Annotated in this window: 27 protein-coding genes and 1 pseudogene; 1 reads left to right on the forward strand and 27 read right to left on the reverse strand. The window is 38.6% G+C overall.

Features of this window, described 5'->3' with window-relative positions; genetic code table 11:
• A pseudogene (locus KFO35_RS08955) lies at positions 1-137 on the forward strand (IS30 family transposase); the annotation flags it as partial.
• Positions 138-165: 28 nt separating this feature from the next.
• Here KFO35_RS08955 and KFO35_RS08960 read toward each other — a convergent pair.
• The 27 genes from KFO35_RS08960 to KFO35_RS09090 form a co-directional block, all read right to left on the reverse strand.
• Entirely contained in the window at positions 166-1,626 is a 1,461-nt protein-coding gene (locus tag KFO35_RS08960; RefSeq protein WP_025477366.1) for an AcpB/EbpR/MafR family transcriptional regulator, read from the reverse strand.
• The gene (locus tag KFO35_RS08965; RefSeq protein WP_002315973.1) at positions 1,616-2,911 is read right to left on the reverse strand and encodes an NAD(P)/FAD-dependent oxidoreductase; all 1,296 of its coding nucleotides are present in this window, start codon (positions 2,909-2,911) and stop codon (positions 1,616-1,618) included. The genes KFO35_RS08960 and KFO35_RS08965 overlap by 11 nt, the downstream gene beginning before the upstream one ends.
• A gap of 344 nt (positions 2,912-3,255) precedes the next feature.
• On the reverse strand, positions 3,256-3,933 hold the full coding sequence (locus KFO35_RS08970; protein ID WP_002310684.1) for a type 1 glutamine amidotransferase domain-containing protein: 678 nt from the start codon (positions 3,931-3,933) through the stop codon (positions 3,256-3,258).
• Between the two features lie 29 nt (positions 3,934-3,962).
• Positions 3,963-5,054, reverse strand: coding sequence for an NADH-dependent flavin oxidoreductase (locus KFO35_RS08975; RefSeq protein WP_002292552.1), 1,092 nt, complete (start codon positions 5,052-5,054; stop codon positions 3,963-3,965).
• Positions 5,055-5,156: 102 nt separating this feature from the next.
• On the reverse strand, positions 5,157-5,591 hold the full coding sequence (locus tag KFO35_RS08980; RefSeq protein WP_002315975.1) for a MarR family winged helix-turn-helix transcriptional regulator: 435 nt from the start codon (positions 5,589-5,591) through the stop codon (positions 5,157-5,159).
• A 147-nt stretch (positions 5,592-5,738) separates the two neighbouring features.
• Positions 5,739-7,376 carry a glycoside hydrolase family 13 protein gene (locus KFO35_RS08985; RefSeq protein ID WP_156272239.1) on the reverse strand — a complete coding sequence of 546 codons (1,638 nt, stop codon included), beginning with the start codon at positions 7,374-7,376 and terminating at the stop codon, positions 5,739-5,741.
• Between the two features lie 327 nt (positions 7,377-7,703).
• Positions 7,704-9,017 carry an NCS2 family permease gene (locus KFO35_RS08990; RefSeq protein ID WP_002292548.1) on the reverse strand — a complete coding sequence of 438 codons (1,314 nt, stop codon included), beginning with the start codon at positions 9,015-9,017 and terminating at the stop codon, positions 7,704-7,706.
• A gap of 243 nt (positions 9,018-9,260) precedes the next feature.
• Entirely contained in the window at positions 9,261-9,485 is a 225-nt protein-coding gene (locus KFO35_RS08995) for a hypothetical protein (RefSeq protein WP_002315978.1), read from the reverse strand.
• 19 nt (positions 9,486-9,504) lie between these two features.
• Positions 9,505-9,927 carry a VOC family protein gene (locus KFO35_RS09000; RefSeq protein ID WP_172867800.1) on the reverse strand — a complete coding sequence of 141 codons (423 nt, stop codon included), beginning with the start codon at positions 9,925-9,927 and terminating at the stop codon, positions 9,505-9,507.
• A gap of 141 nt (positions 9,928-10,068) precedes the next feature.
• Positions 10,069-10,779: a B3/B4 domain-containing protein gene (locus KFO35_RS09005; protein WP_002315980.1), complete on the reverse strand. Its 711-nt coding sequence runs from the start codon at positions 10,777-10,779 to the stop codon at positions 10,069-10,071.
• A gap of 17 nt (positions 10,780-10,796) precedes the next feature.
• Positions 10,797-11,294 carry a GNAT family N-acetyltransferase gene (locus KFO35_RS09010; RefSeq protein ID WP_029743392.1) on the reverse strand — a complete coding sequence of 166 codons (498 nt, stop codon included), beginning with the start codon at positions 11,292-11,294 and terminating at the stop codon, positions 10,797-10,799.
• A gap of 36 nt (positions 11,295-11,330) precedes the next feature.
• The gene (locus tag KFO35_RS09015) at positions 11,331-11,783 is read right to left on the reverse strand and encodes a MarR family winged helix-turn-helix transcriptional regulator (protein ID WP_002292540.1); all 453 of its coding nucleotides are present in this window, start codon (positions 11,781-11,783) and stop codon (positions 11,331-11,333) included.
• 135 nt (positions 11,784-11,918) lie between these two features.
• The gene (locus KFO35_RS09020; RefSeq protein ID WP_002292539.1) at positions 11,919-12,524 is read right to left on the reverse strand and encodes an NUDIX hydrolase; all 606 of its coding nucleotides are present in this window, start codon (positions 12,522-12,524) and stop codon (positions 11,919-11,921) included.
• Between the two features lie 196 nt (positions 12,525-12,720).
• Complete coding sequence (locus KFO35_RS09025) at positions 12,721-13,341, reverse strand: P-loop nucleotide/nucleoside kinase family protein (RefSeq protein ID WP_002341037.1); 621 nt, start codon at positions 13,339-13,341, stop codon at positions 12,721-12,723.
• Between the two features lies 1 nt (position 13,342).
• Positions 13,343-14,212 carry a class II fructose-bisphosphate aldolase gene (locus tag KFO35_RS09030; RefSeq protein WP_002310673.1) on the reverse strand — a complete coding sequence of 290 codons (870 nt, stop codon included), beginning with the start codon at positions 14,210-14,212 and terminating at the stop codon, positions 13,343-13,345.
• 22 nt (positions 14,213-14,234) lie between these two features.
• Positions 14,235-14,642, reverse strand: coding sequence for a hypothetical protein (locus KFO35_RS09035; protein WP_002315984.1), 408 nt, complete (start codon positions 14,640-14,642; stop codon positions 14,235-14,237).
• 18 nt (positions 14,643-14,660) lie between these two features.
• The gene (locus tag KFO35_RS09040; protein ID WP_002315985.1) at positions 14,661-15,950 is read right to left on the reverse strand and encodes a PTS sugar transporter subunit IIC; all 1,290 of its coding nucleotides are present in this window, start codon (positions 15,948-15,950) and stop codon (positions 14,661-14,663) included.
• A gap of 25 nt (positions 15,951-15,975) precedes the next feature.
• Positions 15,976-16,278 carry a PTS sugar transporter subunit IIB gene (locus KFO35_RS09045; RefSeq protein WP_002292534.1) on the reverse strand — a complete coding sequence of 101 codons (303 nt, stop codon included), beginning with the start codon at positions 16,276-16,278 and terminating at the stop codon, positions 15,976-15,978.
• Between the two features lie 35 nt (positions 16,279-16,313).
• Positions 16,314-18,395, reverse strand: a complete 2,082-nt coding sequence (locus KFO35_RS09050) for a BglG family transcription antiterminator (protein WP_156272237.1) — start codon at positions 18,393-18,395, stop codon at positions 16,314-16,316.
• 694 nt (positions 18,396-19,089) lie between these two features.
• Complete coding sequence (locus KFO35_RS09055) at positions 19,090-19,431, reverse strand: type II toxin-antitoxin system PemK/MazF family toxin (RefSeq protein WP_002315988.1); 342 nt, start codon at positions 19,429-19,431, stop codon at positions 19,090-19,092.
• Complete coding sequence (gene mazE, locus KFO35_RS09060; protein ID WP_025477367.1) at positions 19,431-19,661, reverse strand: type II toxin-antitoxin system PemI/MazE family antitoxin; 231 nt, start codon at positions 19,659-19,661, stop codon at positions 19,431-19,433. The genes KFO35_RS09055 and mazE overlap by 1 nt, the downstream gene beginning before the upstream one ends.
• 266 nt (positions 19,662-19,927) lie before the next feature.
• Positions 19,928-20,692, reverse strand: coding sequence for a TIM44-like domain-containing protein (locus tag KFO35_RS09065; protein ID WP_002292530.1), 765 nt, complete (start codon positions 20,690-20,692; stop codon positions 19,928-19,930).
• A 111-nt stretch (positions 20,693-20,803) separates the two neighbouring features.
• The gene (mdcB, locus tag KFO35_RS09070) at positions 20,804-21,673 is read right to left on the reverse strand and encodes a triphosphoribosyl-dephospho-CoA synthase MdcB (RefSeq protein WP_002315990.1); all 870 of its coding nucleotides are present in this window, start codon (positions 21,671-21,673) and stop codon (positions 20,804-20,806) included.
• A gap of 21 nt (positions 21,674-21,694) precedes the next feature.
• Positions 21,695-22,780: an acyltransferase family protein gene (locus tag KFO35_RS09075; protein ID WP_002329651.1), complete on the reverse strand. Its 1,086-nt coding sequence runs from the start codon at positions 22,778-22,780 to the stop codon at positions 21,695-21,697.
• A gap of 23 nt (positions 22,781-22,803) precedes the next feature.
• On the reverse strand, positions 22,804-23,397 hold the full coding sequence (locus KFO35_RS09080; RefSeq protein ID WP_002315992.1) for a malonate decarboxylase holo-ACP synthase: 594 nt from the start codon (positions 23,395-23,397) through the stop codon (positions 22,804-22,806).
• Positions 23,398-23,400: 3 nt separating this feature from the next.
• Complete coding sequence (mdcD, locus tag KFO35_RS09085) at positions 23,401-25,077, reverse strand: biotin-independent malonate decarboxylase subunit beta (RefSeq protein ID WP_070704849.1); 1,677 nt, start codon at positions 25,075-25,077, stop codon at positions 23,401-23,403.
• Positions 25,067-25,366, reverse strand: coding sequence for a malonate decarboxylase subunit delta (locus KFO35_RS09090; RefSeq protein WP_002292523.1), 300 nt, complete (start codon positions 25,364-25,366; stop codon positions 25,067-25,069). Before KFO35_RS09090 ends, mdcD begins: the two co-directional genes overlap by 11 nt.
• Positions 25,367-25,420: the final 54 nt, after the last annotated feature.

Below are 25,420 nucleotides of genomic sequence, written 5' to 3' on the forward strand. Positions count from 1 at the left end.
ATTCAGTAGATGAATTTTTTATTCAATCTGTCGCATCTAAACGAAATAATATTCCTAGAAAATCACTGGATTATCGAACACCTTTGGAAGTATTTTTGAGTTACGTAAGTATTGATGATCTGTCTAACTTAATTTGACAATTAAGATTATGATGCTAGTTTTTGATCAATTCTTTTCTTTTTTCAACATTTCTATTCTTCTTTTCAATCGGATAATGTCATAAGGCGACGCAAATTCTGATAGATAATATTCATTCTGTTGCTTGTTTCTCTGACAAAACGTTATGACCAAATCATAGTTTTTTCCTTCTTCATAACTTTCAATCTCAATACCGCTGACTCCTCTCAGTTCTCTGTTCAGATACTGTTGGAAAGCAATACGGTAAATAGGCAAACTTTCTAAATCGATCCCTATCACTACTGGTTTCGCAATATAAAAATCGATCATCAAAAGAACATTGGCATACTGGATCATCAGATAACTAAGTGCACTGTCTTCGGTGCTTTTCCTTGGCAATTGCTGCATCGCTGTTTCCTGTAGTTTCTCCAATAACTGTGTTAAGGAATGCCCAAGCATTTTTTGCTGCTGCTCCAAAAGCCGATCACGCTCGTAGACTTCGATCTTTCCAACAAAGAAAAACCATTCATTGTTGATTTGTGAAATTTGGTAGCCTACTGCTTTTTCCTCTTTGATTTTCAAACGACGAGGACGATAATGCCATAGCATCGTTTCCCGAATATAAGTATCCAAAACAGCGGTGGGTAACTTTTTGCTCCGTGTCAAATCATATTGATAAAATATTTCTTCGTCGACTATCGAAAAAGAAACAAAAAAGCTGTAAAACATCATTGTTTCGTATACATTCAGTTCTGCTGCTGTTCGACTAAGATGCATCACGATGATTGGATCGATTGCTTGATAAAGCCGGTCCGACTGATAGAGTAATTTCTTTTCTTTCAAGGTTTCGTACGTACTTTTTTCATTCAATAGTCTTTTTTTCGTGATCCCGAGCCAGCAAGCAATCTGTGCTTCTGCTGATGCCGTAAACGTCGTTTCTAATACGCGGCCCAATCCTAGAATGAATGGTCTTTTTTCTGGTGTATTTTGCAAAAAAAGCGGTCGTTGATCTTCCGGGATATATTGGAATAATTCATAATAAAAATATCGGATCTGTAGCTCTTCTCCGTATAATTGTCCGTTTTTGATTTGTAATCCAAATTCCTCTAAGAGCTGGTTTAATTCTTTGATCTTTCGAAAAACAGAAGACTCACTGATATTAAACGCTGTCGCTAATCGAACGATGGATACTTGCTGGTGTTCTAATAAATAGACAAGCATTTTAAACTTCAAGCTTTCCTGTAATAAAAACAAAAGAATTTTTTCCAAACTGACATCTTCGTCCAACACAAGCAGCGCCTGATACTCGTTTCGCTGTACTTCTACTTTTTTTCCCATCATCCGTCCAATCAATTCAATATCTTCCAAATATTGATCAAAAGAGGTTTTTGACAGTTGGACATGCTCTCTCAATCCATTGATAGAGGCTGTTCCCCCTTGCAGAACAAGGTTTCGCAAAATCAGGATCTGTAACTGCTCTTTTCTTTCTAATAATGCTTCAATCTTCATAGGCAGTATTCGCCACCTTTGACCACACCATATTAGGTACACGATATTCTGGCTGGAAAAACAGCTCATGTTCTTCTAACTGTTCGAACGTCCAGCCTTCTTCTACTGCGATTGTCAGTTGGTCAAGAAGATGGAACATTTCTTTTCTGCTTTGGAGCTGTGCTCCAAGAATCTTTTTTTCAGAATCAAATAGGAATTTGACTTTGACTTTGCTCTGGTTTATTGCTGCAAGCTTGTATTCCGCGTACCCTGTTTCAATTTTTTGGGGATAAAAAATGCTTTCTTCTTCTGTCATACCTACGCTTCCTAAGAAATAGCCAAACCACTGATTGCCGACTGGTCGATAGGTTCCCTGATCCTTTGTCGCAGAACCACTAATTGTCTTGCTGACATTTCGCGCTGTACGGACAGCGTTGTTTACTAGAGAAACGTACATTTTTTCATTTGTTGGGCGAAAAGTGACTTGGATTGCATCGCCAATTGCATAGACGTCTTTTTGAGACGTTTGCAAATAGTCATCTACCCAGATCGTTCCATCATCATTCAATGTTAATTGTTCTTCCCACATCTGATTGTTGGGGCGAGAATGGTTAGCCAGCAAAACAAGATCATAGTTTTCCCTTCTTCTTTCCGTCTCTACTACAGCGGTTTCATTTTCGGACAAAGATACGACTTGCTCTTCTAAGAAAAGCGATATCCCTTGATTTTTCATTTCCTTTACTAACGGCTCCGTCATTTCAGGGTCTAGGTAACGAAAAAGAATCGACTTTCGGCTTTCATAAAGATGGATTTGTGTTTTTCCTGATGCTAAGCCTTCAGCTATTTCGATCCCTGCTTGACCTGCTCCAATGATGGCAATTTTTTTTGCATCCATGATCTTTTGCTGAAGAGCAGCTATGTTTTGTATCTTTTTAACTGGGTGAATGAACCTTGCTTCTGCAGGAACATTTCGAAAATTTTGATTTGAACCAGTCGCCAAAATCAAACGATCAAAATCCAGTTTGTCTCCGCCTGCTAAAACGACTTTCTTTTCTTCCAATCCTATTACCGTCTTTTCTGTGTAAACATGGATACGATAGCGGTCGATCAGCTCTTCTTTGGTGATCCAAGAAAGTTGTTTTTCACTGGTGACCTTTCCTTTTACTATCAGATTGAACCCGCTGGGAATCCACCCTAACTTCGATTGCTTTTCAATCAAATATATTTCACTTGTTGGTATCAATTGGCGAAGATAAATAGCCGCATGAATCCCTGCAAACGACCCGCCGACAATTACAATGTTCATCTGTATTCCTCTTTCTTATTAAGTGTGCGACTGCCAACATGGGCTGAAATCACAATGTTCTTAAACCATGTTTACTCATTCCTATGATCCATAGCAGCGTAGCAGAAAACACTCTGTCCATCCTACCGTGTGACTAGGTCTGCTTCTCAGTAATAAATTAGTTGACCTAATTGAAGAGTATCATTTCTGAAGAGATGTTTCAAAAAATGTACTCTTAGAAAGGCAAAAAACCCGCCTTTTGCGTACCTCTGTCCAAATAGGAAACAGAAAAGAACGAAAAGACGTGTTTTAGCGTGTGTAATGTAATAGTTAGAATAGGCAAAACATTTTTATGCTGACAATTTTTAATGCTTTAATGCTTCAACCACTACTTCGCCCAATTGATGAGCAGATTGAGGGTTTTGCCCTGTAAGAAGACGTCCATCGATTTGAACGACTTCTGAAAAAGCTGGACCTGACTGATAGTCAGCTCCTTTTTCTTTCAAAGCATCTTCTGCTAAGAATGGTACTTCATTCGTTGTACCATTGGCTTCCTCTTCTTCATTACTGAATCCAGTCACTGTGCGTCCAGCTAAAATAGACTTTCCAGATTCATCTGTAACTGGCAACAATCCGACAACACCGTGACAAACAGCTGAGACCAGTCCTTCATTTCGATAGATTTGTGAAGCAACTTTCCCAAGATCTGTTGCTTCTGGAAAATCCCACATTGTTCCGTGGCCACCAGCATAATAAACTGCTGCATAATCTTTTGCATCCACATCATCAGGACGTAAGGTATTTCCCAAGGCCCGATTTCTGAAATCTTCATCTTTATAATAGGCCCAATCGATTTCATCCATATTCAAAACACTTTGCGGTTCTAAAGGTACATATCCGCCTTTAGGACTGACAAAATCTGCATCGATCCCATTTTTTACTAATACATCATAAAAATGAGTCAGTTCACTTAACCACAAACCTGTAGGACGCTCGATCTTTTCGTACTTTTCTACATTTGTTAATACGATCAATACTTTCATTTTTCCATCCTCTTTCTATAAAAATTGAGTTATTGATAACGTGCTTTCAAGAAATTATATAATGGACTTGGCAAATAAAGCTCTTTATATGCTTCTTCAAAAGGTTTCGTTACAAATTCATCCTCACGGTTTTCCAATAATTTCTCTGCCCAGTCAGGATCGACGATCATTTGCTGTCCAATTGCTGCAAGTTCTGCATATTTCAGTACTTGCTCTACGTCTTTGCGAGTACGGATGCCTCCGACACCAATTAAAGGGATCTTTCCTTGGATCGTGTCATGGACAGCTTCAAGAATCGACTGATCGCTGTATTTATCAGAACGGGCTCTTCGATCATACGCATTTAATGAAACATGCAGATAATCTAATTTTGTCTCACGTAATCGTTCAAGAAGCCAGATCGTGTCTTCAAAACGGATACCTGGTGTTTCATATTCTTCTGGCGAGAAACGATACCCTACGATGAATGGTTTTTTTGCATATTTTTCAACCGTTGAGAAAACCGTTGTTAATAATTCGTCAATAAAACGATAGCGATTTTCTAAGCTACCGCCCCATTGATCCTCTCGTCTATTCGAATGCGGAGAGAAAAATTGTTGGATCAAATACGTATTTGCTCCATGCAACTCGATACCATCAAATCCTGATTCAATCGCTCTGCGTGTGGCTTCGCCAAATGCTTGGATTGTTTCTTTGATTTCATTTTCACTTAATGCTCGCGGTGTTTCTGCATCAGGTCGTTCCGCTGCAACTGCACTTGCAGATACAGGCTGTTCTCCGGATAGAGTAGCTCGACTAGTCATTCGTCCACCGTGGAAAATCTGAACAATCGCTTTTGCACCTTCTCCTTGGATTGCTTTAGCTAGTTCACTTAACCGAGGAATCATTTCATCGTGAGCGATGCTCAGTTCGCCTGGCCAGCCTTTTCCGATATCTTGGACATTTGCAGCACCAGTAATAACAGCACCAAGTCCTTTAGAACGTTGTTTATAATAAGTGATCTCATCTTCGGTGATCACTCCATTGAAGAAGCTGAGTTGTGTCGTCATAGGCGACAGCATCAATCGGTTCTTCAATTGAACTCCTGAAGGTAAAATAATTGATTGATCAAATTGTGACATTGTCATTCCTCCCATAATTCGCTCTGATTAACCTATCGAGAATCATTTATCATTAAACCACTCGGTTAGTTGCACATGCAACTAATTTGCTTAAAAAAATTTTTATTTTTTTTGTAACTTATCTGTTGCTTCATTCATTATCTCGGCTAATTCTTTACTTGCTTCATTTCCCAAGACTGCTTTGTACGACTGATGGAGTTCTTCCCAGCTACCATCGACTTCCTTAGTAAATTGGCGTCCTTGTTCTGTAAGATAAACTAATGACAAGCGCCCTTCGCTAACTGTTTTGACGTATCCTTTATATTCTAATTTTTCAACAAAACGAGCGATTGTTGAAGGCGCAGAATAGAGCATTTGTGCAATATCTTTTTGCGGTATACCATCTTTTTCTTTTAATATCAATAAAATAAATCCATAAGTTGGTGCCAGACCTGTTTTTCTAAACGCTTCATCCGCTAATTTATTCAATAGGCGATCTAGCTTTTTCACGCTAAAGAAAAGACATTCATCCAACGCTTTTTCAATTGGCTTTTCCATTTCATCCCCTCCATTGGCGTACATATCATAGTATGATTTTTATTTTTTGTCAAAAAACACGGAGTAATGACCGCCTCCTCTGTTTAGTTTTGAGAAAAAGAAGTTGTGACAAAAAATGTGTCACAACCTCTCGGTAATACGTTTCAATCAAATAAGCTTTTCTTTATTTACTTCCATCACAAATGCTTCATATGGTCGTAACTCGACTTTGCCGTCTGGTAACCGTTTCAGAGGATAATTTGACACAATAATCCTTAAAGCTTCACGTGGAACAGTGAACACCTGTTTTTCACTGGACATATTGCAAACAACGAGCCATCGCTGGTCTTCATATATGCGAGAATAGGCAAAGACATGCTCTGGCGTCTCTTCTACTAATTCATAGTCTCCCCAGACGATGATGTCATGTTTTCTACGCAAATCGATCAATTTCTTGTACATATAAAAAACAGAATCTTGATCTGCTAACGCTTCTTCTGCATTGATTTCTTTATAATTTGGGTTGACTCGAAGCCATGGAATTCCAGTAGTAAACCCAGCATGTTCACGGGCGTTCCATTGCATAGGCGTCCTAGCATTGTCTCTTCCTTTCGCATTGATTGATTCCAAGATTTCCTCTTTTGTAAATCCAGAAGAAATCCTTTCGTTATACATATTGATTGTCTCAATATCTTTTGCTTCCGAGATATCATCAATTGGGCAATTCGTCATGCCTAATTCTTCTCCTTGATAAATATAAGGAGTGCCTTTCATCATATGAAGCAAGATAGCAAACATCTTGGCACTTTCTTTTCGATACAAATCGTCATTTCCCCAACGTGAGACGATTCGAGGCAGATCATGATTATTCCAAAATAAACTATTCCATCCTTCATCACCCAAAGAAGTTTGCCATTTCGATAATACTTTTTTCAGTTCAGAGATACTTAAAGGTTTCAAATCCCATTTGTCTTTGCCTTCTTGCTGATCTAATCCTATATGTTCGAATTGGAAGATCATGGATAATTCCTTTCTTTTAGGATCGGAATAAAGTTTAGCAATCTCGGTAGTTGCTCCCCATGTTTCGCCAACGGTCATCAGATTTTTGTCGCCAAAAGTTGCTTGATTCATTTCCTGAAGATACTCATGCAGTTTAGGTCCATTACTTGTGATTTCTTTATCCGGTTCTTTGCCAATCATATCGATCACGTCCATACGAAAGCCACCAATACCTTTGTCGATCCAGAAATTCATCATTTGATAAATCGCTTGGCGAACCTGTTTGTTTTTCCAATTCAAATCAGGTTGACGCTTGCTATACAAGTGCAGAAAATATTGCCCTGTTTGCTCATCCAACTGCCAAGCAGGTCCACTGAATATCGAGCGCAATCCATTAGGCTCCTCTCCATTGACTGGATCACGCCAAATATAGTAGTCACGATAAGGATTTTCTTTATTTTTACGTGCCTCAATGAACCACGGGTGTTCATCAGAAGTATGATTCACCACCAGATCCATAACGATACGGATGTTTCTTTTCTTTGCTTCTTCAATCAGTTCCTCCATTTCTTCCATCGTACCGAATTCTGCCATGATTGCTTGATAATCGCTGATATCATAGCCATTGTCATCATTTGGAGACTCGTACACCGGCGAAAGCCAAATCACATCAATGCCCAAATATGCCAGATAATCCAATCTGGAAATAATCCCTCGCAAGTCTCCAATCCCATCTTGATTTGAATCTTGAAAACTTCTTGGATAGATTTGATAAACAACTGAATGGTGCCACCATTTTCGTTCCATGATTTTCCTCCTATAAATGGATGTTTCTATTTTTCGCTTAATCATCTAGTTTAGTTTCTTCTACCAAAAATTGTAACGCTTTCAAATAGTCATTGCACCTTGTTATCGGTAACAGAATAAAACAAAAAAACAGCTGAGGAAATTTCCTCAACTGTTTTTTGAAAGGATTGATTGATGCAGGGAAGAACGCTGATTTCACAACCTCTTTATAAACGGTGTTCACTCAGCTGTCCCTCGGTATTAGCTCCAAAAACGGCAAAATAGGAGGAACTATTTTTTCGTTTTTTTCTCTAATACTCAGGCCAGAACGCTGATTTCACAACCTCTTTATTTCACATTCAATATCCACATGAATCCCACGAATACAAAGAACAGACCATACATGATTGGAGATACTTCTTTTCCTCTTTTAGCCGCTAACATCGTAATTGGATAGAAAATAAAACCTAATGCAATCCCATCTGAAATACTATAAGTTAAAGGCATGCCAATCAAGATCAAGAAGGAAGGGATCGCAATTTCTAATTTTCCCCATTCGATTTGACGTAATGATTGAGCCATCAAAACACCTACCATGATCAATGCTGGTGCAGTTACTTGTGAAGTAACAACTGACAGTAATGGAGAAAAGAACAAACCTAACAAGAAGAAAATCCCTGTAGTAATAGCTGTGATTCCTGAGCGTCCTCCAACAGCAATCCCAGCTGATGATTCTACGAATGCACCAACAGGAGAAGTACCTAATAAGGAGCCCGCAAGCATAGCTGTTGAATCAGAAGCTAAAGCTTTCCCTACACGAGGCATCTTGTTGTCTTTCATAAAGCCTGCTTGATTTGCTAATCCAACTAAAGTTCCTGCTGTATCAAAGAAAGTCACAAGCAAGAATGTTAGTACTACGACCCACATTTGAAGAGAATTGATGTCCCCTACATGTTTTAACGCAACTAAAAATGTTGGTTTCAAACTTGGTGCTGCAGCAACAATTTCAGAAGGCATTGGAATCAAACCTGTGACCAGACCTAAAATCGTTGTAGCTGCCATCCCGATGAAAATGCCACCTGGTACACGTCGAACAAGCAAGATAGCCGTGACGACTAATCCAAAAATCGTCAACCAAGTAGAACCAACGTTGAGTGATCCTAATCCTACTAATGTAGATTCATTCGAAACGATGATCCCACCTTCGCTCAGACCAAGGAAAGCAATAAATAGACCGATACCACCAGAAATCGCATATTTCAAATCTGCTGGGATCGCATCAATGATCATTTCCCGCAGTTTGAAGATTGTAATCAAAATAAAGATCAAAGAAGCAACGAATACGCCGGACAATGCTGTTTCCCATGGGATCCCCATCCCTAAACAAACAGAATAAGCAAAGAAAGCATTGATCCCAAGAGCAGGTGCCGTTCCAATTGGATAACGGGCTAATACCCCCATCAAAATACAGCCGATTGCACTGGCTAATGCAGTCGCAGTGAACACCGCTCCTTCATCCATTCCAGAAGCGCCTAATACAGTTGGATTTACAAATAAGATATAGGCCATTGAAATAAATGTCGTAAATCCTGCCAGTACCTCACGTTTTACCGTGGTATTCAATTTTTCTATTTCGAAGTAGGAAAGTATTTTTTCCTTCATCTTCCATCCCCCTAAATCCGAACATTATAAATAAAGTCCGTTAAAATTTCGATTGATTAATAAAACAACGTGTTTTATCATATACTAAAACAAAACATAAGTAAACAAAAAATTCGGATTTTAAGCAAAATCCGAACGTTCCATCTGTTCAAATCCCTTTATCTCAAAGTCCATGAACATTCACTTTGGATCAAAAGAATTTCTTTATTGTGTTAAAAAAGTTTCTTCATTCTAGTATCAAAATCAATAGTGTGATTTGACTTTACCATTTCGTTTCTGCTCTTCTTTGATGAATTCTTTTGTATCGACAGGATTTAGGTTATTTAGTCCGCCAAAACCTGTATCGACCATTTTTCCCCAGCCTTTTGTCTTCTTTTTCCCTGATTTGAGATTCCTTGCTCGAAGCTTCTCACTATGTTTTGCTCGCCGATACTTCAAATAACCTTCTAGCCTTCCCATTAGATCCACTGTTTTTCCTCCTTTTTATTCAATCAGACGACTCAGCTTTTCCTATAACAAAATAATTGCCTTCAGGGTCCGAAAAATTGAAAGTCAAGACGCCATTGTTGTCTGTGATTTCTCCAGGTTCGTCCATGTTCTCGTAAATAGTTTCAAATTCATCCGTAAAAAAGACTAAAGAAGGTGGCGGTCCCAATACTTCTGGTGAAAACTTCTGCACAAATACTTTTGGAAATATACCTAATTCTAATTCTTTTGAGATACTCAGCACAATACTCTTAAATTCTTCTGGCAATTCGATCGTTTCTGAAATTTCTGCACCAATTTTTTCTACAAAGAATCGGCAAATCATCTCTACGTCATTGACATAAAGCATCACACGTGTTTTTTGTATCATCGTTTGACCCTTCTTTCTAGTTGATTTTCTTTCCTGTCTATAAACTGATTCCATTATATCACGAAAGCGCGAACACCTTGTGTTTGATCCTATTCAAGAAAAATAAAGCAATAGTTTCTAGACTTGCTTTCCTCCACAAACTTTTTTTACAAAAAAAGAACGGCAATGAATGCCGCTCTTCTTTTTTCGATTCTTTTATAATTCTGCTTCTGATTCATCTTTGGTTAGTGTGTGTCTGACACTGGACACGCCAAATGTTTGATCGATTTTTTCCTTCAACGCTTCGATTGCCTGTGCGCCGCGTGCCGCTTGTTCAGCATTGATGGATTCAATGACCAGCACCGCTGCTTGCGTTTCTTCCGTCAGCATCGTTCTTTGGGCTTCACGCCAGTTGAGACAGCGACAGATTGCTCCTTGTTCATCATAGTAGATGATTTCTTCCGGAAGTGCCGGAGCATCGGAATCTGCACCTAAAGGCAGGAATGATTCGCCACCTTGGGCTTTTCCTAGATGCAGATTTCCTGAAATCTTTTCGATATCTTCTCCGCCGCAAGGTACGCCAAAAGACAAGGAAATACTATTATAAATATCTACAAGCGGATTGATTGGGAAAAATTCCCGTTCTTGATTTGCACGTTTCAGTAAAGCTTCAATAGAAGAACGTGCACCTTTTTTAGTCTTGAATGTGGTAAAAGCCTGACGCCACTGAGCAATGACTTCGTTTTGGCTGAATGTTTCTTCCGTAAGGTAATTTCTTGCTTCTTTTGCCGCGCTATTCAATAATTGATGATACATTTCTTCATTTTCTTCTGTTACGTGATTATCGATACCACTCACGGATAAGATTTCGATGGTTGCTTCAGGAAATACTTCCCAAAAATTGGCATCCACTATTACTTTTTTCATATGTTCACACCTCTTGATTAGAATAATTGCTTGATGAATAGATAGTCTGTTTGGGGATCATCTCCCATATAAAAAACATGTTCACTGTACTTGGTAAATCCTCTTTTGCGATAGAAAGCGAGCGCAGCATCGTTGTGTTCCCACACACCGAGCCAAATGGCTGTTTTTTGCTTTTCTTTTGCTTTTTTGATAGCTGTATCTAGTAAAAACGTACCAATACCTTGATGTTTAAATTTTTTTCGTACATAGATTCGCTCGATTTCTAAAAAATGATCATCCATTTCCTCAGATTGACTCGTTCCTATATTTAGTTTCAGGTAACCCGCAGGCTCTTGGTCCATACTTACTAGTAAAAAATCAGTTTCTTTCTCTTTTAGCTCTTCTGTAAGTTTTTCTGGCGCATAAGCTTGTCTCAAGTAAGCAGCTAAATGCTCCGGCGAATTATCTTTTCCAAATGTATCTGTAAATGTTTCGATACTGATTTGTTGTAGTAAGTCTACATCTGAAGGCGTCATTTCTCGAATTTCGTATTTATTCACGGCTTCTTCCTTTCAATAGATCCTTTTATTACCTTTTTTGACAAAATTCCAATCTTCGCTAACATTCTTGCATACTTTCTTTAAAAGATATTCCAATTGTTTTGCTTCCTCGTCAGACAGACCATTTAATGCGACTGCATTAGAGTAGTTGTTTTCTCGGATGATGAAAGGATAGATTTCTGCTCCTTTTTTAGTCGGATAAAGTTTCTTGATTTTTTTATTTTCTTTATCTTCCAAACGTTCGATCATCCCATTGGATTCTAATTTCTTGATTGCTCGTGCAGTCGTTGTACGATCTACTTTGATCATTTCTGCTAGTTTTTCTTGGATGATTCCTGGATTTTCGCAAATACGTACTAAATAAAGATACTGCCCTCTTGTTAAATCAACTTCTTTGAATTCGATATTGCTGATAGAATCCAACGCTCGGGCAATCATTCCAATGTCTCGAAGAATTTCAGCCATTTCACCCCACCTTTATTTTGTTTGTAAGACTAGTTTACCTCTTTTTGTTGCAAATGCAACTATTTTTTAATAAAAGAACGAGTTCTTTTTTAGAGAACTCGCAGAGTAAACAGCTTTCTTCTTTTACGAAAAAACTCAATCGCAATAGAGCTGATTTTTGTTTTCTAAAATAAGCAACTGCTTCTTTGTTGTTCGTTTTTCTGATAGCTTTGGCAGCTCTTCTATACTAAAAAATCCCATGTCGGAAGTTTCATTGTTCTCAATAAATTTTGCATCTTCGTCGTGGATCGTACAAGCAAAAACAAGCTTATAATACTGAAAAAGCTGCGGAATATCTTTTTGTTTATTCGTATCAAAAACCGCTTGCAGCTGAGTAGATTCTACTGTTAAACCCGTTTCTTCATAGACTTCTTTCCGCACGTTTTCTTCAGGGGACAAACCTATTTCGGCAAATCCGCCTGGCAGTGACCATTCTCTCGTCCGTTTATCTTCGATTAGTAGGATCTTGCCGTCCTTTCTGATATAGGCACGAACATCGACTTTTGGTGTGGGATGACCTTCTTCAATAACTGTAAGTGCTTTTATTTCTTCGAAAGTTTCTTTTCCTATTTCACTGATCAATTCCAATGAGATCGTCCGAATCTCTTCAAATCGTTCTTTATCGAATACATCTTTTCCATAATACAGACCAGCTTGAGAAAGTGCGAGCAGTCTTTTGTATTGGGCCAACTTGTTATTCATTCTCTTCCCTTCTTTTCAGCAAATGTATGACTATGTAATCAAGTATAGAAGACTGACCTAATTACGGCAAATAAACACAAGGAAATCGGCAATAAATAAAAGAATATGAAAAAACATTTTAGAACAAAAAGACATTTGGCTCCTCTGGGGACCAAATGTCTTTTTTATTACCTGTCACTATCAAACCATTTCTTCGTTACTTATTGTCATTGATTTCTTTTTCTAATTTATCCAATAGTGGAGTGTAATCTACTTGAGTATAGTCTGTTACATCAAATTCATATAGTGTTCCTAACTGAAATTCGTCATATTTTCGGTCAGTGATGATTTTTTTGAATGCTTCTTTCGTAATATGATTCGTCCCTTTCGATCGATCTTCCAATATGTCGCCATAGTGATAATGATCCATGATATAGCTCAAATGACGATCTGGTTCACGATCACGTTTGTACCGACGTTGCCATAACACTTCAAAGTCTGCTGTTAGGCGAATCGTCATTACCTGATATCCGTATCTTTCTGCTAATTCTTGGAGTCGAGTTTTTTGCTTATCACTAAAAGGATACTCTGACACAATCACTTTCTTTCCTGCTTCCATATACAGATCAAGTGCTTTGTAATAGAAAGGATAAACTTTCGTCCTTTCTTGTTTCGCCCGTTCTTCCAAGTTGTTAAAACCGATGGATTCTGCATAATATTCCTTGATTTCATCGAGCGTGATGGCATACATATCTGGAAATCGTTCCCGTAGTTTATTCATAAGATATGTTTTTCCTGTACCAGGACTACCAGCTAGAAGAATGAAATACTTTTTCATCTCATTTGTTTCCTAAGTTAATTGGACTTTCCAAGTTCATAAACAGTCCAATCTTATGCTTGACAATTTCTTTTACTGCTTCATTTGCTGGAATCACATTATGGCGAAGAGACTTGTTGATTTCTGTTTCACTAAAGGTTCCTTTAGCCACTTTTGTCCAGTTGACTAAAAGCTCCGTTCCAACATTGAATTTGCGGATCCCGTTATTGATCAATTCGGGATAATCTTCTTCTTTCACACCTGTTCCGCCATGGATAACGAGGGGGACATCGACTACTGCATCGATTTCTTTCAGCAAGGGAATGTTCACTTCTGTTTTTGATTTGAATTGTCCATGATTCGTACCGATAGCAATAGCTAATGCATCCACACCTGTAGCTTCTACAAATTTCACTGCGTCTTCCGGTCTTGTATATACTTTGTCATTTTCAGCGACATGGATTCCTTCTTCTGTACCGCCGATCGTCCCAAGTTCTCCTTCTACGGAAACACCGTGTGCATGGGCATATTCTACCACTGCTTTCGTCTTCAAGATATTTTCTTTGAAAGGCAGATGGGACCCGTCATACATGACAGAAGTATATCCGCTATCGATTGCTTCTTTGATATCATCAAAGTCTCGGGCGTGGTCTAAGTGCAAGACTGCATCAACCATTTCTTCTTCTGCAATAGCTGTCATTACATTGACTAACACATGCATACCGATATATTTTGCGGTGTCGACACTTGTTTGAATAATGATTGGCGAACCCATTTCTTTTGCTGCGCCTAGCATGGCAGGAAGCATTTCTAGGTTATGCGTATTAAAAGCTCCAACTGTAAAATTCAACTCTTCTGCTGTTTTTGTTACTTCTTTCAATGTTGTATACATTTTTTATTGCCACCTTATCTTTTTATTTGTTTCCTTTGATCGTTACTTGTTTTGCAATTTGTCGCATCACATCCATTTTGCCCATGTAGTAATCGATCCCTTGATCATCACCCGCACGAGCAGCATCTGCACGCTTCTGATTATAGAGGCTCATCAGTTTTTTATACCCATCTCCGATCGTCTGTTTATTTTCCAAGCTCTTTTCTAAATATTGGATGGCTTGATCGTTCTCATACAATTCAGAAAATTTAAGTCCAACTTGTTCGTAAAGTTCCGCTAATTTGGGCTTCTCTTGGGTCGTTGAAATCTCTTGGTTTAATTGTGTAATCTCTGATTGAATCTTTTCGGTCACTTCTGGCGAGAGGATTTTTTCCTCTTTTATCGATCTTTTTTTTGGTTCATTTTCTTTTTTCTTAAAAAATCCGAACATCATTTTCCCTACTTTCAATTAAAATGCTTTCAAAATTGGGCTTAAGATCCAAGCGTATAAGAGTGCGGCGGCTACTGTATCTACATCGGTTGCTGTAGCATTGATGAATCCCATCGAATTAAAGATCGTTACTAGCAAAGCAGGCAATAATGTAATAAAGAAGCCATGAGCAATACCGCCAATGATCGCTCCTCGACGTCCGCCAACTGCGTTACCAAATATCCCCGCTGTTCCTCCGGCAAAGAAATTCGTTAGCATACCTGGTAAAATCATCGCTAAGCCGAACATCGGCAAAGTGAACATGGCAATAATCGTACCGATTGTTGTCGTAATGAAACCTAAAATAACAGCATTTGGGCTATAGGGAAAGAAAACTGGACAATCTAAGGCAGGAATCGCATCAGGAACTAATTTCATAGCTATCCCTCGAAATGCCGGCACGATTTCACCTAACAGTAGACGTACGCCAGCTAGCAATACATACACACCCACTACGAATTGGATAGCTTGTAAAAAGGCAAACATGATATAGTTTTGATCTCCTGATAATTCAGAAGCGAATGGTTCACCTGCAAACAAAACAGTGATGATATATAGTGGGACCATCACGACCATGACAGACAAATACGTATCTTGCAGAAACTCGAAATGCGTGGGCAATTTGATCTCTTCAATCGATTTTTTATTTTCACCTTTCTCACCAAAAAGTTTAGCCACGCCAGCTTCAAATAAGTATCCAATCGTACAAAAATGCCCTAAAGCAATATCATTCGATCCTGTAATCTTACGTATAATTGGTTGCGCTACTGCTGGCATAGCAATGGCGAAACAAGCTCCGATAAAACCACCGACTAAGATCAATACGATCCCTCGCAGACCAGCGAAATAACCAAAGACCGTCGTCATCGTCGCCATCCATAAAATGGCTTGACCAGTTAGAAAAATGTACTTCCATTTTGTGAAACGAGCCAAAATAATATTGAATACAAAAATCGCTAAGAACGTCAGTGCAATATCTCTACCTAAACCTAAATCATTCATTGCTTGACCATTGATAGACTCAATAGAAGGAATGATTCCTTGCATATGAAATCCTTCAGTAAAAATTTTCCCGAAATAAGTTAAACTTCCAACGATGATACTCGAACCGGCACTCAACACTTGGAATCCTAGGAGTGTCTTTAACGTGCCAGAAATGACTTGTCCTGCTGATTTCTTCTGCAGCAGTAGACCCAACATAGCAATCAATGCAATGGTGATCGATGCCTGAGTCAAAATATTTTCGATGATAAAATTGATAACGCCCATGTTTTTATCCTCTTTTCTTTTTTATTTAGATAACTCCCTTATCTTGTAGAACTGGGGTGATTTTTTCTTCAATTTCATTTTTCGAGACAATATTTTTCAAATAGATCATCGCTGTTTTAGGATCGACTGAGAATTTTTCGAACTGCGAGCGAAAATTTTCTGCTGTGATGATCACATCTGGTTTCATGGACACTGCAGAAGAAATATCACAATGGTCCAGTTTAGCTTCTACTCCTAATTTGTTCAAAACATCCTCAGCAGACATCTGTGCTGCAAAACTACTTCCTAAACCTGCGCCGCATACGAATAAAATGTTTAATTTGTTCATCTTTGTTCTCCCCCGTATCATTTATTATTTCTCAACTACTGAAAAAGCAGTTGTTTGAAATCTTCAACATTTGTGCACTCGATCAATCGATCCAACTTCTCTTCATTGTTGATCAGTTCGATCAGTTCTTTCATGATGTTCAGATGCGAGTAGGAATCTACTGCCGCTAAACAAAAAATAATCTTTACTGGATCCATTTCAGGATTACCGAAATCGATTGGTTGTTCAATCGTAGCTACGCTGACTCCTAACTTATTGACCCCATCTTCTGGTCGAGCATGGGCTAGCGCCATGTGTTTGCCAATCACGATATATGGCCCGTATTCATTCACTGCGCGAATCATCGCTTCGACATAGCGTTCTTCAACAATGTTTTCTTTGACCAATGGTTTAGCAGCTCGTTCAATCGTTTCCTCCCATGTAGCGGCTTTTTCTTTGATCATGATATTGCTGTCCGTCAAAATATCTTTTAACATAGGCTGGATCTCCCTTTTGTTGATTTCTAGATTGTTTATTTCAAATAATTTTTCCAACTTGCCATAGATGATGCGATCTACTCGGCCACCACTTTCTTCCATGACACCGATTATTTGAGTGAATAACTGCGTTGATTCATGACTGTTAGGTTTTAACCGCTGCAGTTCTTCATTTCTTTTCAAAAAGTCTTCTATAACTAAAATATTCGTCTCAGTCAAAATTGGATCGATAACTAAAAGCGGCTTATTTCGATAATTCAATTGAAAGGTGCTGAAAACCAGATCGACATCCAGTTTATCCACTAATTCGATTTCTTTTGAACTTAAAACTGCAGTAATCTCGATTCGAGGAAATTTTTCTTTCAGATTTTCTGCTAACAGATTCCCGGTAGCCATGCCGTGATTACAGACAACAACTGATTGATAAACATAATTCAGGTCTCGCTTGATCACACTGGCAATCGTCGAAAAGTGGATGACAAGAAAAGCTATCTCGTCCTCCAGTATCTTGCCGCCGATTACTTCTTCGATCGTAGGAACAAAATGAGTGACTGCGCGGTGGATTGGAAAATAATTTGTACGGATGTTTTCTTTCAATGGATTCATGACTTGAATAGCATGCTTGATTCTTATGATCAGTGCAGCCATGTGTTTATAGAGATTTTCGAATAAAGCTTCTTCTTTTAGATGAAAAGGTATGTGTGTCTCGTTCTCTACAAATTGGATCAATTGGATCGTTAGTAGTTGAGCTTGTACCCACTCAATCGAATTGGAGATATCTCTAGCATTGAACGTCTCGATAGTGAAACGAAGATAATTTCTTTCTACTTGTGGAACATTGTCCAATTGAAATTCCGTGATCATGTAGTCAATAAATGCAGAGAAGCTGCTGTCTTTTATTTCTGTATTTTTCCAATTAATGGCAGAGATGAATTCATGTTTCCTGATTCGTTGGATCCAGATCAATGTAAAAAGCAGAATTTGCTTTTTATAAATATCATCCTCTTGTTTTAACAACTTATTGGAATAGATCTCCTCTATTTTTTTGATTTCCGCCAAAGGAAAATAATGGAAAAAGATTTTTTGAGCCGGTGTTAGTTGTGCATCTTGATTCATAAAGAAGTCGGTCATCCCCAGATTCTGATTGATAAAATCATAGATCATCGTACGGATAGATCGTTCTGAACCTTTATAAACCAGTCCCTGCTTTCCATAACTGACGATCTCGATTCCATAACTGACCAGTGTTGCTCGTAATCGTCTCATATCTTCATCTAACGTACTTTTAGAGATTTGAAATTCTTCTTCTTTTTTGTTTAGATGGATCGGGTTTCGGCTGTAAGCAATGGCTAAAACTAAATCAAAAATACGTTCCCGCCGATTCAAAAAGCCGTCTTTCACCTCTTTTATTTCAGTTTCTAATCGAACTTGCTTGTCATTCTCCAGTTTCAACGAAAAACCTTTGTTGCGAATTGTTCTGATTTCCGGAAGCTTTTTACTACTCAACCAGATATTCGCTTCAAGAACTTCCTGACGGATCGTCCGCTGACTGACATTGAATTCAGCTGCTAGACGTTCCGCTTTTACTGGATATTGGGCTGTCATGATTCTGTGAAGTATTTCAATTGTTCTTGTTTTCATAGAAATGATCTCCTTCTGATTCCAAGTATATGGTTCCGCTTACATAATAAAAAGTAGATATTTCTGCCACTTGAAGTGGAAAGAAAGTAAGCATAGCAAACAAAAAATAAGCCGTATGCTTTTTCAACTTCTCAACGAAAAAGACATACGCCTATTATTACAAAAAAGAGGTCATGAAAAAGCTGTCCTGCATCAAGTAAGAAGAACAGCCAAACAAAAATAGTGCTTCCTATTTTTCGTTTGGTTGAGCTTATTACCGTAAATGTAAGCTTTTGAATACCATTTAGTGGAAAGGTTGTGACAGAGAGGTTCAGCCTTGAGCGATAAGAAGCGATTTTGAAAAATAGCTTCCCATATTTTACAAAATCGTGCCTTATTGCCGATAGGCTATCTCTGGAACACCGTTTATTCAGAAAAAGGAGCTGCGACAAAATTTTTGTCACAGCTCCATTCATAAATATTTCCTGTCAATCCAGCATAATCGGCTGAATAAAATCGGCCTGCCATCTTTTTCACTAGTCAGATACGACGAGAATGTTTGTTTTCTTATCCCTTTTGAAATGTCCCCCCAAGAGTTAAATTTGGGGGTCATTGCTATTTAGATGCTATTTTTTATTGTCACTTTTCTTTTTAAATGTCAAAAAATTTTGTTAAGTTTAGCATATAAAAATATTGTAGAGTTTAGTTACAACGCTTAAAACATATATTGTATAATCTGATCAATTTTAGCCATGTCTTGCAATGGCAGGTTTTCTATTTTTTTGAGTCTTCGTTCCTTAAAATCAAGTGATTTTAATTGAGAAATAAGTACTTGTCCTTTTATATCTAGCTCTTCTGGTAATGAGTAACGTGTCGGTAAATTCTTTATCGTGGAAGTAATCGGACATATGACCGAAAACATTGTTTTACGATTAAACTCATAACGAGAGACGACTAGTCCTGGTCGTCTTTTTTGAATTTCTTTTCCTATCGAAGGATCAAAATCAATCCACACAATATCACCTTTTTTAGGAATATAAATTCTTTCTTCTGACACTATAACCTTTCTCTCCCTTCAGGAGTTAAATCTTCCCATTCGTCTTTTTCATAATATTCGGCCTCTTCTCCACCACTAAATGGATCTTCAATTTTTGGAACTAACGTAATTGTCCCATCGTCAGAATATACAACGATATATTCTTGGTTTTCTGAAGGTTTCTTTCCGTTATCAGAAGGTAAAGTAACCACTACAGAACTTCCTTGTAATCTAGATTTTGTAACAAGCATCATCATCACCTCTTCAGTAAAAGTATACTACACAACACTAAGTAACGCAAAAGTACCCTTTGTAAACTAGATGGAGAAATGATCAAAAGCATTTTGAGAAATGGTGCACTTTGAAAAATTAGCAGCTTGGAAATGGAGACAAATGTTTTCTATTTCTATACAAAAATAGACAAAAGTAACAACCTACACTCTTCGTAAAGAGGCAAGGGATACCTTTGTCTACAGTCTGACAGCTCAACTTTTTAGTGAGCTGTTTTATTTATTTGTCAATCCAGCATAATCGGCTGAATAAAATCGGCCTGCCATCTTTTTTCTTTCTCAGAAAAATCAAAATACCATATCTGAGAGAAATACTGTCGTTGCGTCGTACTTCCTGAGATCAAGCGTCCATCTTTTCGATCAACTAAATAATCACAGCATCTGAAATCAATTCGGATGGCAAAACTATTCTCGTGGATCTGTCGATAATTTCCTACTTCCTGAATAGTTACTTTTTTAGTATGATTTCTTACACCGTCTGCTTTGTTTTTTTGCAGAACTTTCTGATGTTCGGCAAACAGCTTGTCTGTATAACAGCTTCTGGCTTTTTCAGGAGTTTCTTCTTCCCAAGCGGATTGGATCTTCATGAATATCTTTTGGATTTCCAGAAACTGTGCTTTCTTTTCTTTAGCCGTTCCTGACATGCGGGACAATATCTCCGCTTTCAGCCTTTTCTTTTGTCTTTTATTCTTGACGATAGAAAAAGCGGAAACCCCTCCTACTGACAAAACAGCTAATGCAAGAAATCCCGTTTGCTCATAACTAGAAGGACCTGTACTTGGACCATAATACCCATAAGAATCTCTGCCGTAAGAACGACTGCCAAAATAACTGCCCCCATATGAACGACCGCCAAATGAACTTCTGCCCGAACTTCGACCGCTAGATGTTCCGCCGCCATGACCACCTGCGACAGCGAATCCTTGGGTAGGCAAAGCAAACAAACATAACCCCACTAACAAAATGATTGCTAAATAATTGATTTTTTTCATTGTCTTCCTCGTTATCTTTTATTACAAAAAACTATTTTTATCATAGCCTTGCCGAAAAGAAGAGTCAATAACCAGATGCATAAACTGTTTTTTTAGCAGTTTTGTCTTAATTTACTCATTGAGTAACAGCGGACAGACATATGTGTTGGCAGCCCATATTTCCTCTATCTTCAGCATGAACAAGCTGGCAGACAAAAGATCTGCGCTTCCTCCAGGAGAGATTTGGTTTTCCTGACAAAAGTGCAACAGTGCTATAAATGGACGATTTGGTAAAGCACTTTGACTAGCAGCATGAGCAAGTTTTTGCATTTCCACTAACGTTTTCTGATCACTGCGATGCAATACGCAGGTGTCATCTAAGGAACTCATCAAAACTAACAACATATGCATTTGTTTCTGTACATCAGAATCATTATCTAGCTCCTTAGCAGCTTGGATTGCAAGCCTGATATGCGGATAACCCAACACTGCTTCTTCATATGCACCATTTACGCCGTATTTTTGCTTCACCGTATGCCCATGAGTGGTTTTTTTATGACGATATTTTGTATCAGGAAAAGCAGCAAGCTTGCTGACATCACCGAGTATTTCCGTTAAAGAAAAAGGCTGTTCCATACTGATTTTTTGTGCAGTCACACTGGTCAATAGCCCCATTGCCCAAATCGCTCCTTTATGGGTATTGATGCCATCTGTAGCAATCAACATCGCTTTTTCCGCTTTCCGTCCAATCTCAGCAATCTTTTCTCTTAACTCCTGATCGATAGCATGTTGCCATGCTATTTGAGCCATTTCTTCAAAAAAAGGAGTCAGCGTCTTCGCAGACTTAAGAAATAAAGCATAGTCCATATCGGAATGTGCACCCGCATCCAGTGCATCCACTAATCCAGGTTTTGGGCTTAATGTTACTTCTGCGAGCAATGCTTCCTCTACCAACGCAGCGAGTTGCTGAGTCACTGCTTTTTTTCGTTCGTCATTTATCATGACACTCACTCCTTCTTTCTATTACTTGTTGAACCCTTTTTTGATGGCTGCCCAAATGATGTGAAGCAACCAGCTTAAAGCAAATGCACAACTTGCCGTCATTAGATAAGCTACAAGAATCATGACTCCTGAAGGTAACTGCAGCCAACTATCTTTAAACAATAACAACAGTACTTGGAACACAAATACATTGGCTAAATACGTACGGTAAGCATAAACAGACAACCATTTGAACAATGGTAATTTTGGCGAATCATTTACAATCATTTTTGAAGCGCCCATGAAGACAGCAAAGATGATGACTAAGCTGTACAAACTTTGGATCGTATTCAAGTAAGGCGCATTCGCAAAGCTCAAGTCTCCTGGATGTGCGAGCAATGAACGGACAGAAAAGAACGCGATAACTAAGCCAACAGGTAAGAAAAGATAACGTACTCTGTCCAAATATTGATAGACTTTTTCGTGATAAACAAATGCGGCTACCCCATAAATCCCGTAAATCATGAAACTAGCAACAAACCGATCTAACAAGTACCAGCTGTCATGATAAGGACCAGTCAATACTTGTGTTTGATAGAACAGATACCATGCAACATATAAAATCGTTGAACCAATCAATACTGGCCATACATATTTTTTATTAGCAAATACTTTGTAACCGAGCCAAACAAAAAACGGCATGAACAATTGAATCTGCAGCATCATCACGGTATACCATAAATGAGGCGCTCCATCACCTGTGACATATTTCAGTAAAAAGCTTGCAGTATCCGTATACGGAGTTTGTTGTTGGACTGCTGGAAATAGCCAAAGATAAGCCGTCGTCCATAGAAGATACGGAACGACTAGTTCAAAAAACTTTTCTTTCAAAAATTCCCAATAAGACAAATGCTGACTTGTTTTTACCATATTATAGACAATTGCAAAAATAAACATTGGTGCTGTGTATTTAACGATGACGTAAAAGGTACCAAGAAAAGCTGTATTTGTTGCGCTGTGGCTGTTTGCCAAAGCAAAGCTCAATATCGTTTGCATCATAACAGCCGTTACAGCTGATACTTTCTGGAAGTCACTTACGTTGATTTTGATTTTTTTGTTTTCAAACATCTCTTTCTCTCTCTTTTTCTTTATTACCAAAGTTCTTTGGTTAATTTAGGTCCTTCGACTGTTTTCAATAGAATTTTTTTCTCTGGCTCTCTCAAATACTCTTTTAGTGAAAATCCGCCTTGCCGAGTCACTACTTGGGTATCGAATTGCTCAAAAAAAGCAGGATGCGATCGAATTGCCTGAATTGGCAATTCAATCGGAGAATCTGCGTACAGCAGCAAATCAAAATCACTGGTTTCTTTTACTGCCGGAATCCCAGTTGATAATTCAAATCCTAAGCTGCCGCCGATTCCCCACTTGCATCCTGATAATATGTTTCTAGCAGCATGAAATTGCTGATAAACAGGATAATCCATGATTTCCTCTTGTCTATACGATTCTTGTTCGATGATGTCCCACGGATGAATGACTTGTTTGACAGCATGTTTTGAGATTTCTGTTGCCCATCTCTGATTGCGGGCAGGGCCACGTAATCCAATCGGTAGTATTTCGGCGTGATCTGTCAACGCACGACGGACTGTTCCGAACATCTTTTCAGTGAGAACGACCCATTCAGGCAAGGGAAACCTTTCTATTTCATGTTTATCAAAAAGAACAATATCATGTGCTTGAATCATTGTTTATGCATCCCATTCTTCGTCCATTTTGGCACGGACTTTATTTGTTTCGACACGTCCGAATGTTTTGGCTGTTTCGTTCGTGTATCGATTTGTCAGCATCGTGTCATTTGTATTGCGGACATCTTGAATGGCTTCATTAATTGCTTCGATGACATTGTTGACATTTTGTTCTGAAGCAGCTTGGTCGGTGATATCTTCTAGGAAGTGATAGATTGCTCCTAGTTTTGTATAATTATTGATATCGTAAGCGATAGCTGGAACTTTTTCAGCAGCTGCTTCGATTTCAGCAACCGAACGTTTTGTCACACGTGCAGCACTTTCTTTTGACATCGCTTGGACAGTGATTTCTTTATTGTTTAAAGCAATCAAGCGGCTTGATTGTAATCCATGCGCTAAAAATGCACCTGAAATAGCATTTCCTGCAATCAATCCAATAACTGGATGTCCAGCTTGACGGAGTTTTGCATAAGCAGCAGCACTATTAGCCAAAGCCACATGAATACCGATCAATTCTTCGTTATAGCCGTATGCTTGGCTTGGTACATCGATCACAACGACGATTGGCCGTTTCACTTTTTTATCTTTATCTTCTTCGTAAACGTGATCCAAAATTTGTCCCATGCGGAAACCTTCAACTAAACCAACTTCACCGTTTCGTACACGGTACATCGGATTTTTAGGATCAGGTACGATCGAGGTCACGATGGCTTCTTCTATGAATTTACTTGATTTACCATAATACACAGTACTGATAGAAGAAGTTGGATTTTTCATGCCAGTTAGTGCCGCAAACCAATCGTAACCAACACTTGCTGCAGCTGGTTCATTTCCTTCTGCTACTTCTGGTAAGTCCATTGATTTTGCTTGATGGTTAGCAATCGCTTCATTGTAATCGTCAATGCTCATTGGTTTTGAAAGATCCAAAGAATCAAGTAATGATAAATAAAATGCTGAGCTTTCACTGCGATGCGTGTCTTTTCGTTCGTCCATTGCTGCGATGACAGCAGCTTTGATTGCTTCTACACTATCAGTCACTAGTTCATCAATGATTTTTGATTCTACCCGTTGACGAGATCCTAATGTATTCCAAATCAAGTCTTTGTCACTAGAATCAAATTCTCGAACACCTGCTTCTTGCTCAATAACTTCTGGTCCATTCAAACCGACTCTCGCTTTTTTTGTTGCGATCAAATAACTCATCAATGCTGAAGTAATCGACATACCGCCAAATGATCCTACACGTCCTGGAATCAAACCGATGACTGGTACATATTGTTTTAGAGCAATGATTGCATTTCCGATTTCTGAAATAGATAACAGTCCGTAGTTCGCTTCTTGCAGACGAACACCGCCTGTATCTAGTACGATGACTGGAAAGATTTCATTTCCTTTTTTGTTTTCTTCTAATACATGTTCGAGTGCAGCAACGATTTTTGCACCGGAAACTTCACCGATACCGCCACCTTGGAATTTTCCTTCCATAGCGATTACTACTGCCTGTTTGCCATTGATCGTGCCACGGCTGACAACGATCCCGTCATCACTTTCAGGGACGATTCCTTGTGCTGGCAAACTTGGCGCGATGATTTGATCGAATGGACCAATCAATTCACGTCCATTGTCAAGTAGAGCGTTCACTCGTTCTCTGGCGTTTAATTCTACAAAACTATTTTTCATCTGAAAGTTCCTCCATTGCTTGCGTCAATCGTAGGTACACAACTCCTGGTGTAGCACCGAAGTCATTGATCACGATATCTGCTGAAATTGGATAACGATCAAAAAATCTCGTTAATACGTTGTTCCATACTTCGCCGAAGCCATCGCTTCCTGTACAGATTTTTACAGTAGATTCTTTTTTTTCTGTTGGAAACATCAAGATTTCCAAATCACCTGAACCGACCACTCCTACATGGATTTTCTTATTGATCGGCTGTTTCGTTGGATATTTATAAGCTAATTGTTCCATGGATCTCTCCCCTTTTTGTAAAACAGAGCATACACGTTCTGCTTATTCGTCTTT

Source organism: Enterococcus lactis, from assembly GCF_015751045.1.
Lineage (GTDB): Bacteria > Bacillota > Bacilli > Lactobacillales > Enterococcaceae > Enterococcus_B > Enterococcus_B lactis.

Excerpts from the sequence above, each read along its gene's own strand:
- KFO35_RS08960 (WP_025477366.1), bottom strand. The coding sequence starts at position 1,626 with ATGAAGATTGAAGCATTATTAGAAAGAAAAGAGCAGTTACAGATCCTG.
- KFO35_RS08965 (WP_002315973.1), bottom strand. The coding sequence starts at position 2,911 with ATGAACATTGTAATTGTCGGCGGGTCGTTTGCAGGGATTCATGCGGCT.
- KFO35_RS08970 (WP_002310684.1), bottom strand. The coding sequence starts at position 3,933 with ATGAAAGTATTGATCGTATTAACAAATGTAGAAAAGTACGAAAAGATC.
- KFO35_RS08975 (WP_002292552.1), bottom strand. The coding sequence starts at position 5,054 with ATGTCACAATTTGATCAATCAATTATTTTACCTTCAGGAGTTCAATTG.
- KFO35_RS08980 (WP_002315975.1), bottom strand. The coding sequence starts at position 5,591 with ATGGAAAAGCCAATTGAAAAAGCGTTGGATGAATGTCTTTTCTTTAGC.
- KFO35_RS08985 (WP_156272239.1), bottom strand. The coding sequence starts at position 7,376 with ATGGAACGAAAATGGTGGCACCATTCAGTTGTTTATCAAATCTATCCA.
- KFO35_RS08990 (WP_002292548.1), bottom strand. The coding sequence starts at position 9,017 with ATGAAGGAAAAAATACTTTCCTACTTCGAAATAGAAAAATTGAATACC.
- KFO35_RS09000 (WP_172867800.1), bottom strand. The coding sequence starts at position 9,927 with ATGGAATCAGTTTATAGACAGGAAAGAAAATCAACTAGAAAGAAGGGT.
- KFO35_RS09005 (WP_002315980.1), bottom strand. The coding sequence starts at position 10,779 with ATGAAAAAAGTAATAGTGGATGCCAATTTTTGGGAAGTATTTCCTGAA.
- KFO35_RS09010 (WP_029743392.1), bottom strand. The coding sequence starts at position 11,294 with ATGACGCCTTCAGATGTAGACTTACTACAACAAATCAGTATCGAAACA.
- KFO35_RS09015 (WP_002292540.1), bottom strand. The coding sequence starts at position 11,783 with ATGGCTGAAATTCTTCGAGACATTGGAATGATTGCCCGAGCGTTGGAT.
- KFO35_RS09020 (WP_002292539.1), bottom strand. The coding sequence starts at position 12,524 with ATGAATAACAAGTTGGCCCAATACAAAAGACTGCTCGCACTTTCTCAA.
- KFO35_RS09025 (WP_002341037.1), bottom strand. The coding sequence starts at position 13,341 with ATGAAAAAGTATTTCATTCTTCTAGCTGGTAGTCCTGGTACAGGAAAA.
- KFO35_RS09030 (WP_002310673.1), bottom strand. The coding sequence starts at position 14,212 with ATGTATACAACATTGAAAGAAGTAACAAAAACAGCAGAAGAGTTGAAT.
- KFO35_RS09035 (WP_002315984.1), bottom strand. The coding sequence starts at position 14,642 with ATGTTCGGATTTTTTAAGAAAAAAGAAAATGAACCAAAAAAAAGATCG.
- KFO35_RS09040 (WP_002315985.1), bottom strand. The coding sequence starts at position 15,950 with ATGGGCGTTATCAATTTTATCATCGAAAATATTTTGACTCAGGCATCG.
- KFO35_RS09045 (WP_002292534.1), bottom strand. The coding sequence starts at position 16,278 with ATGAACAAATTAAACATTTTATTCGTATGCGGCGCAGGTTTAGGAAGT.
- KFO35_RS09050 (WP_156272237.1), bottom strand. The coding sequence starts at position 18,395 with ATGAAAACAAGAACAATTGAAATACTTCACAGAATCATGACAGCCCAA.
- mazE (WP_025477367.1), bottom strand. The coding sequence starts at position 19,661 with ATGCTTGTTACAAAATCTAGATTACAAGGAAGTTCTGTAGTGGTTACT.
- KFO35_RS09065 (WP_002292530.1), bottom strand. The coding sequence starts at position 20,692 with ATGAAAAAAATCAATTATTTAGCAATCATTTTGTTAGTGGGGTTATGT.
- mdcB (WP_002315990.1), bottom strand. The coding sequence starts at position 21,673 with ATGATAAATGACGAACGAAAAAAAGCAGTGACTCAGCAACTCGCTGCG.
- KFO35_RS09075 (WP_002329651.1), bottom strand. The coding sequence starts at position 22,780 with ATGTTTGAAAACAAAAAAATCAAAATCAACGTAAGTGACTTCCAGAAA.
- KFO35_RS09080 (WP_002315992.1), bottom strand. The coding sequence starts at position 23,397 with ATGATTCAAGCACATGATATTGTTCTTTTTGATAAACATGAAATAGAA.
- mdcD (WP_070704849.1), bottom strand. The coding sequence starts at position 25,077 with ATGAAAAATAGTTTTGTAGAATTAAACGCCAGAGAACGAGTGAACGCT.
- KFO35_RS09090 (WP_002292523.1), bottom strand. The coding sequence starts at position 25,366 with ATGGAACAATTAGCTTATAAATATCCAACGAAACAGCCGATCAATAAG.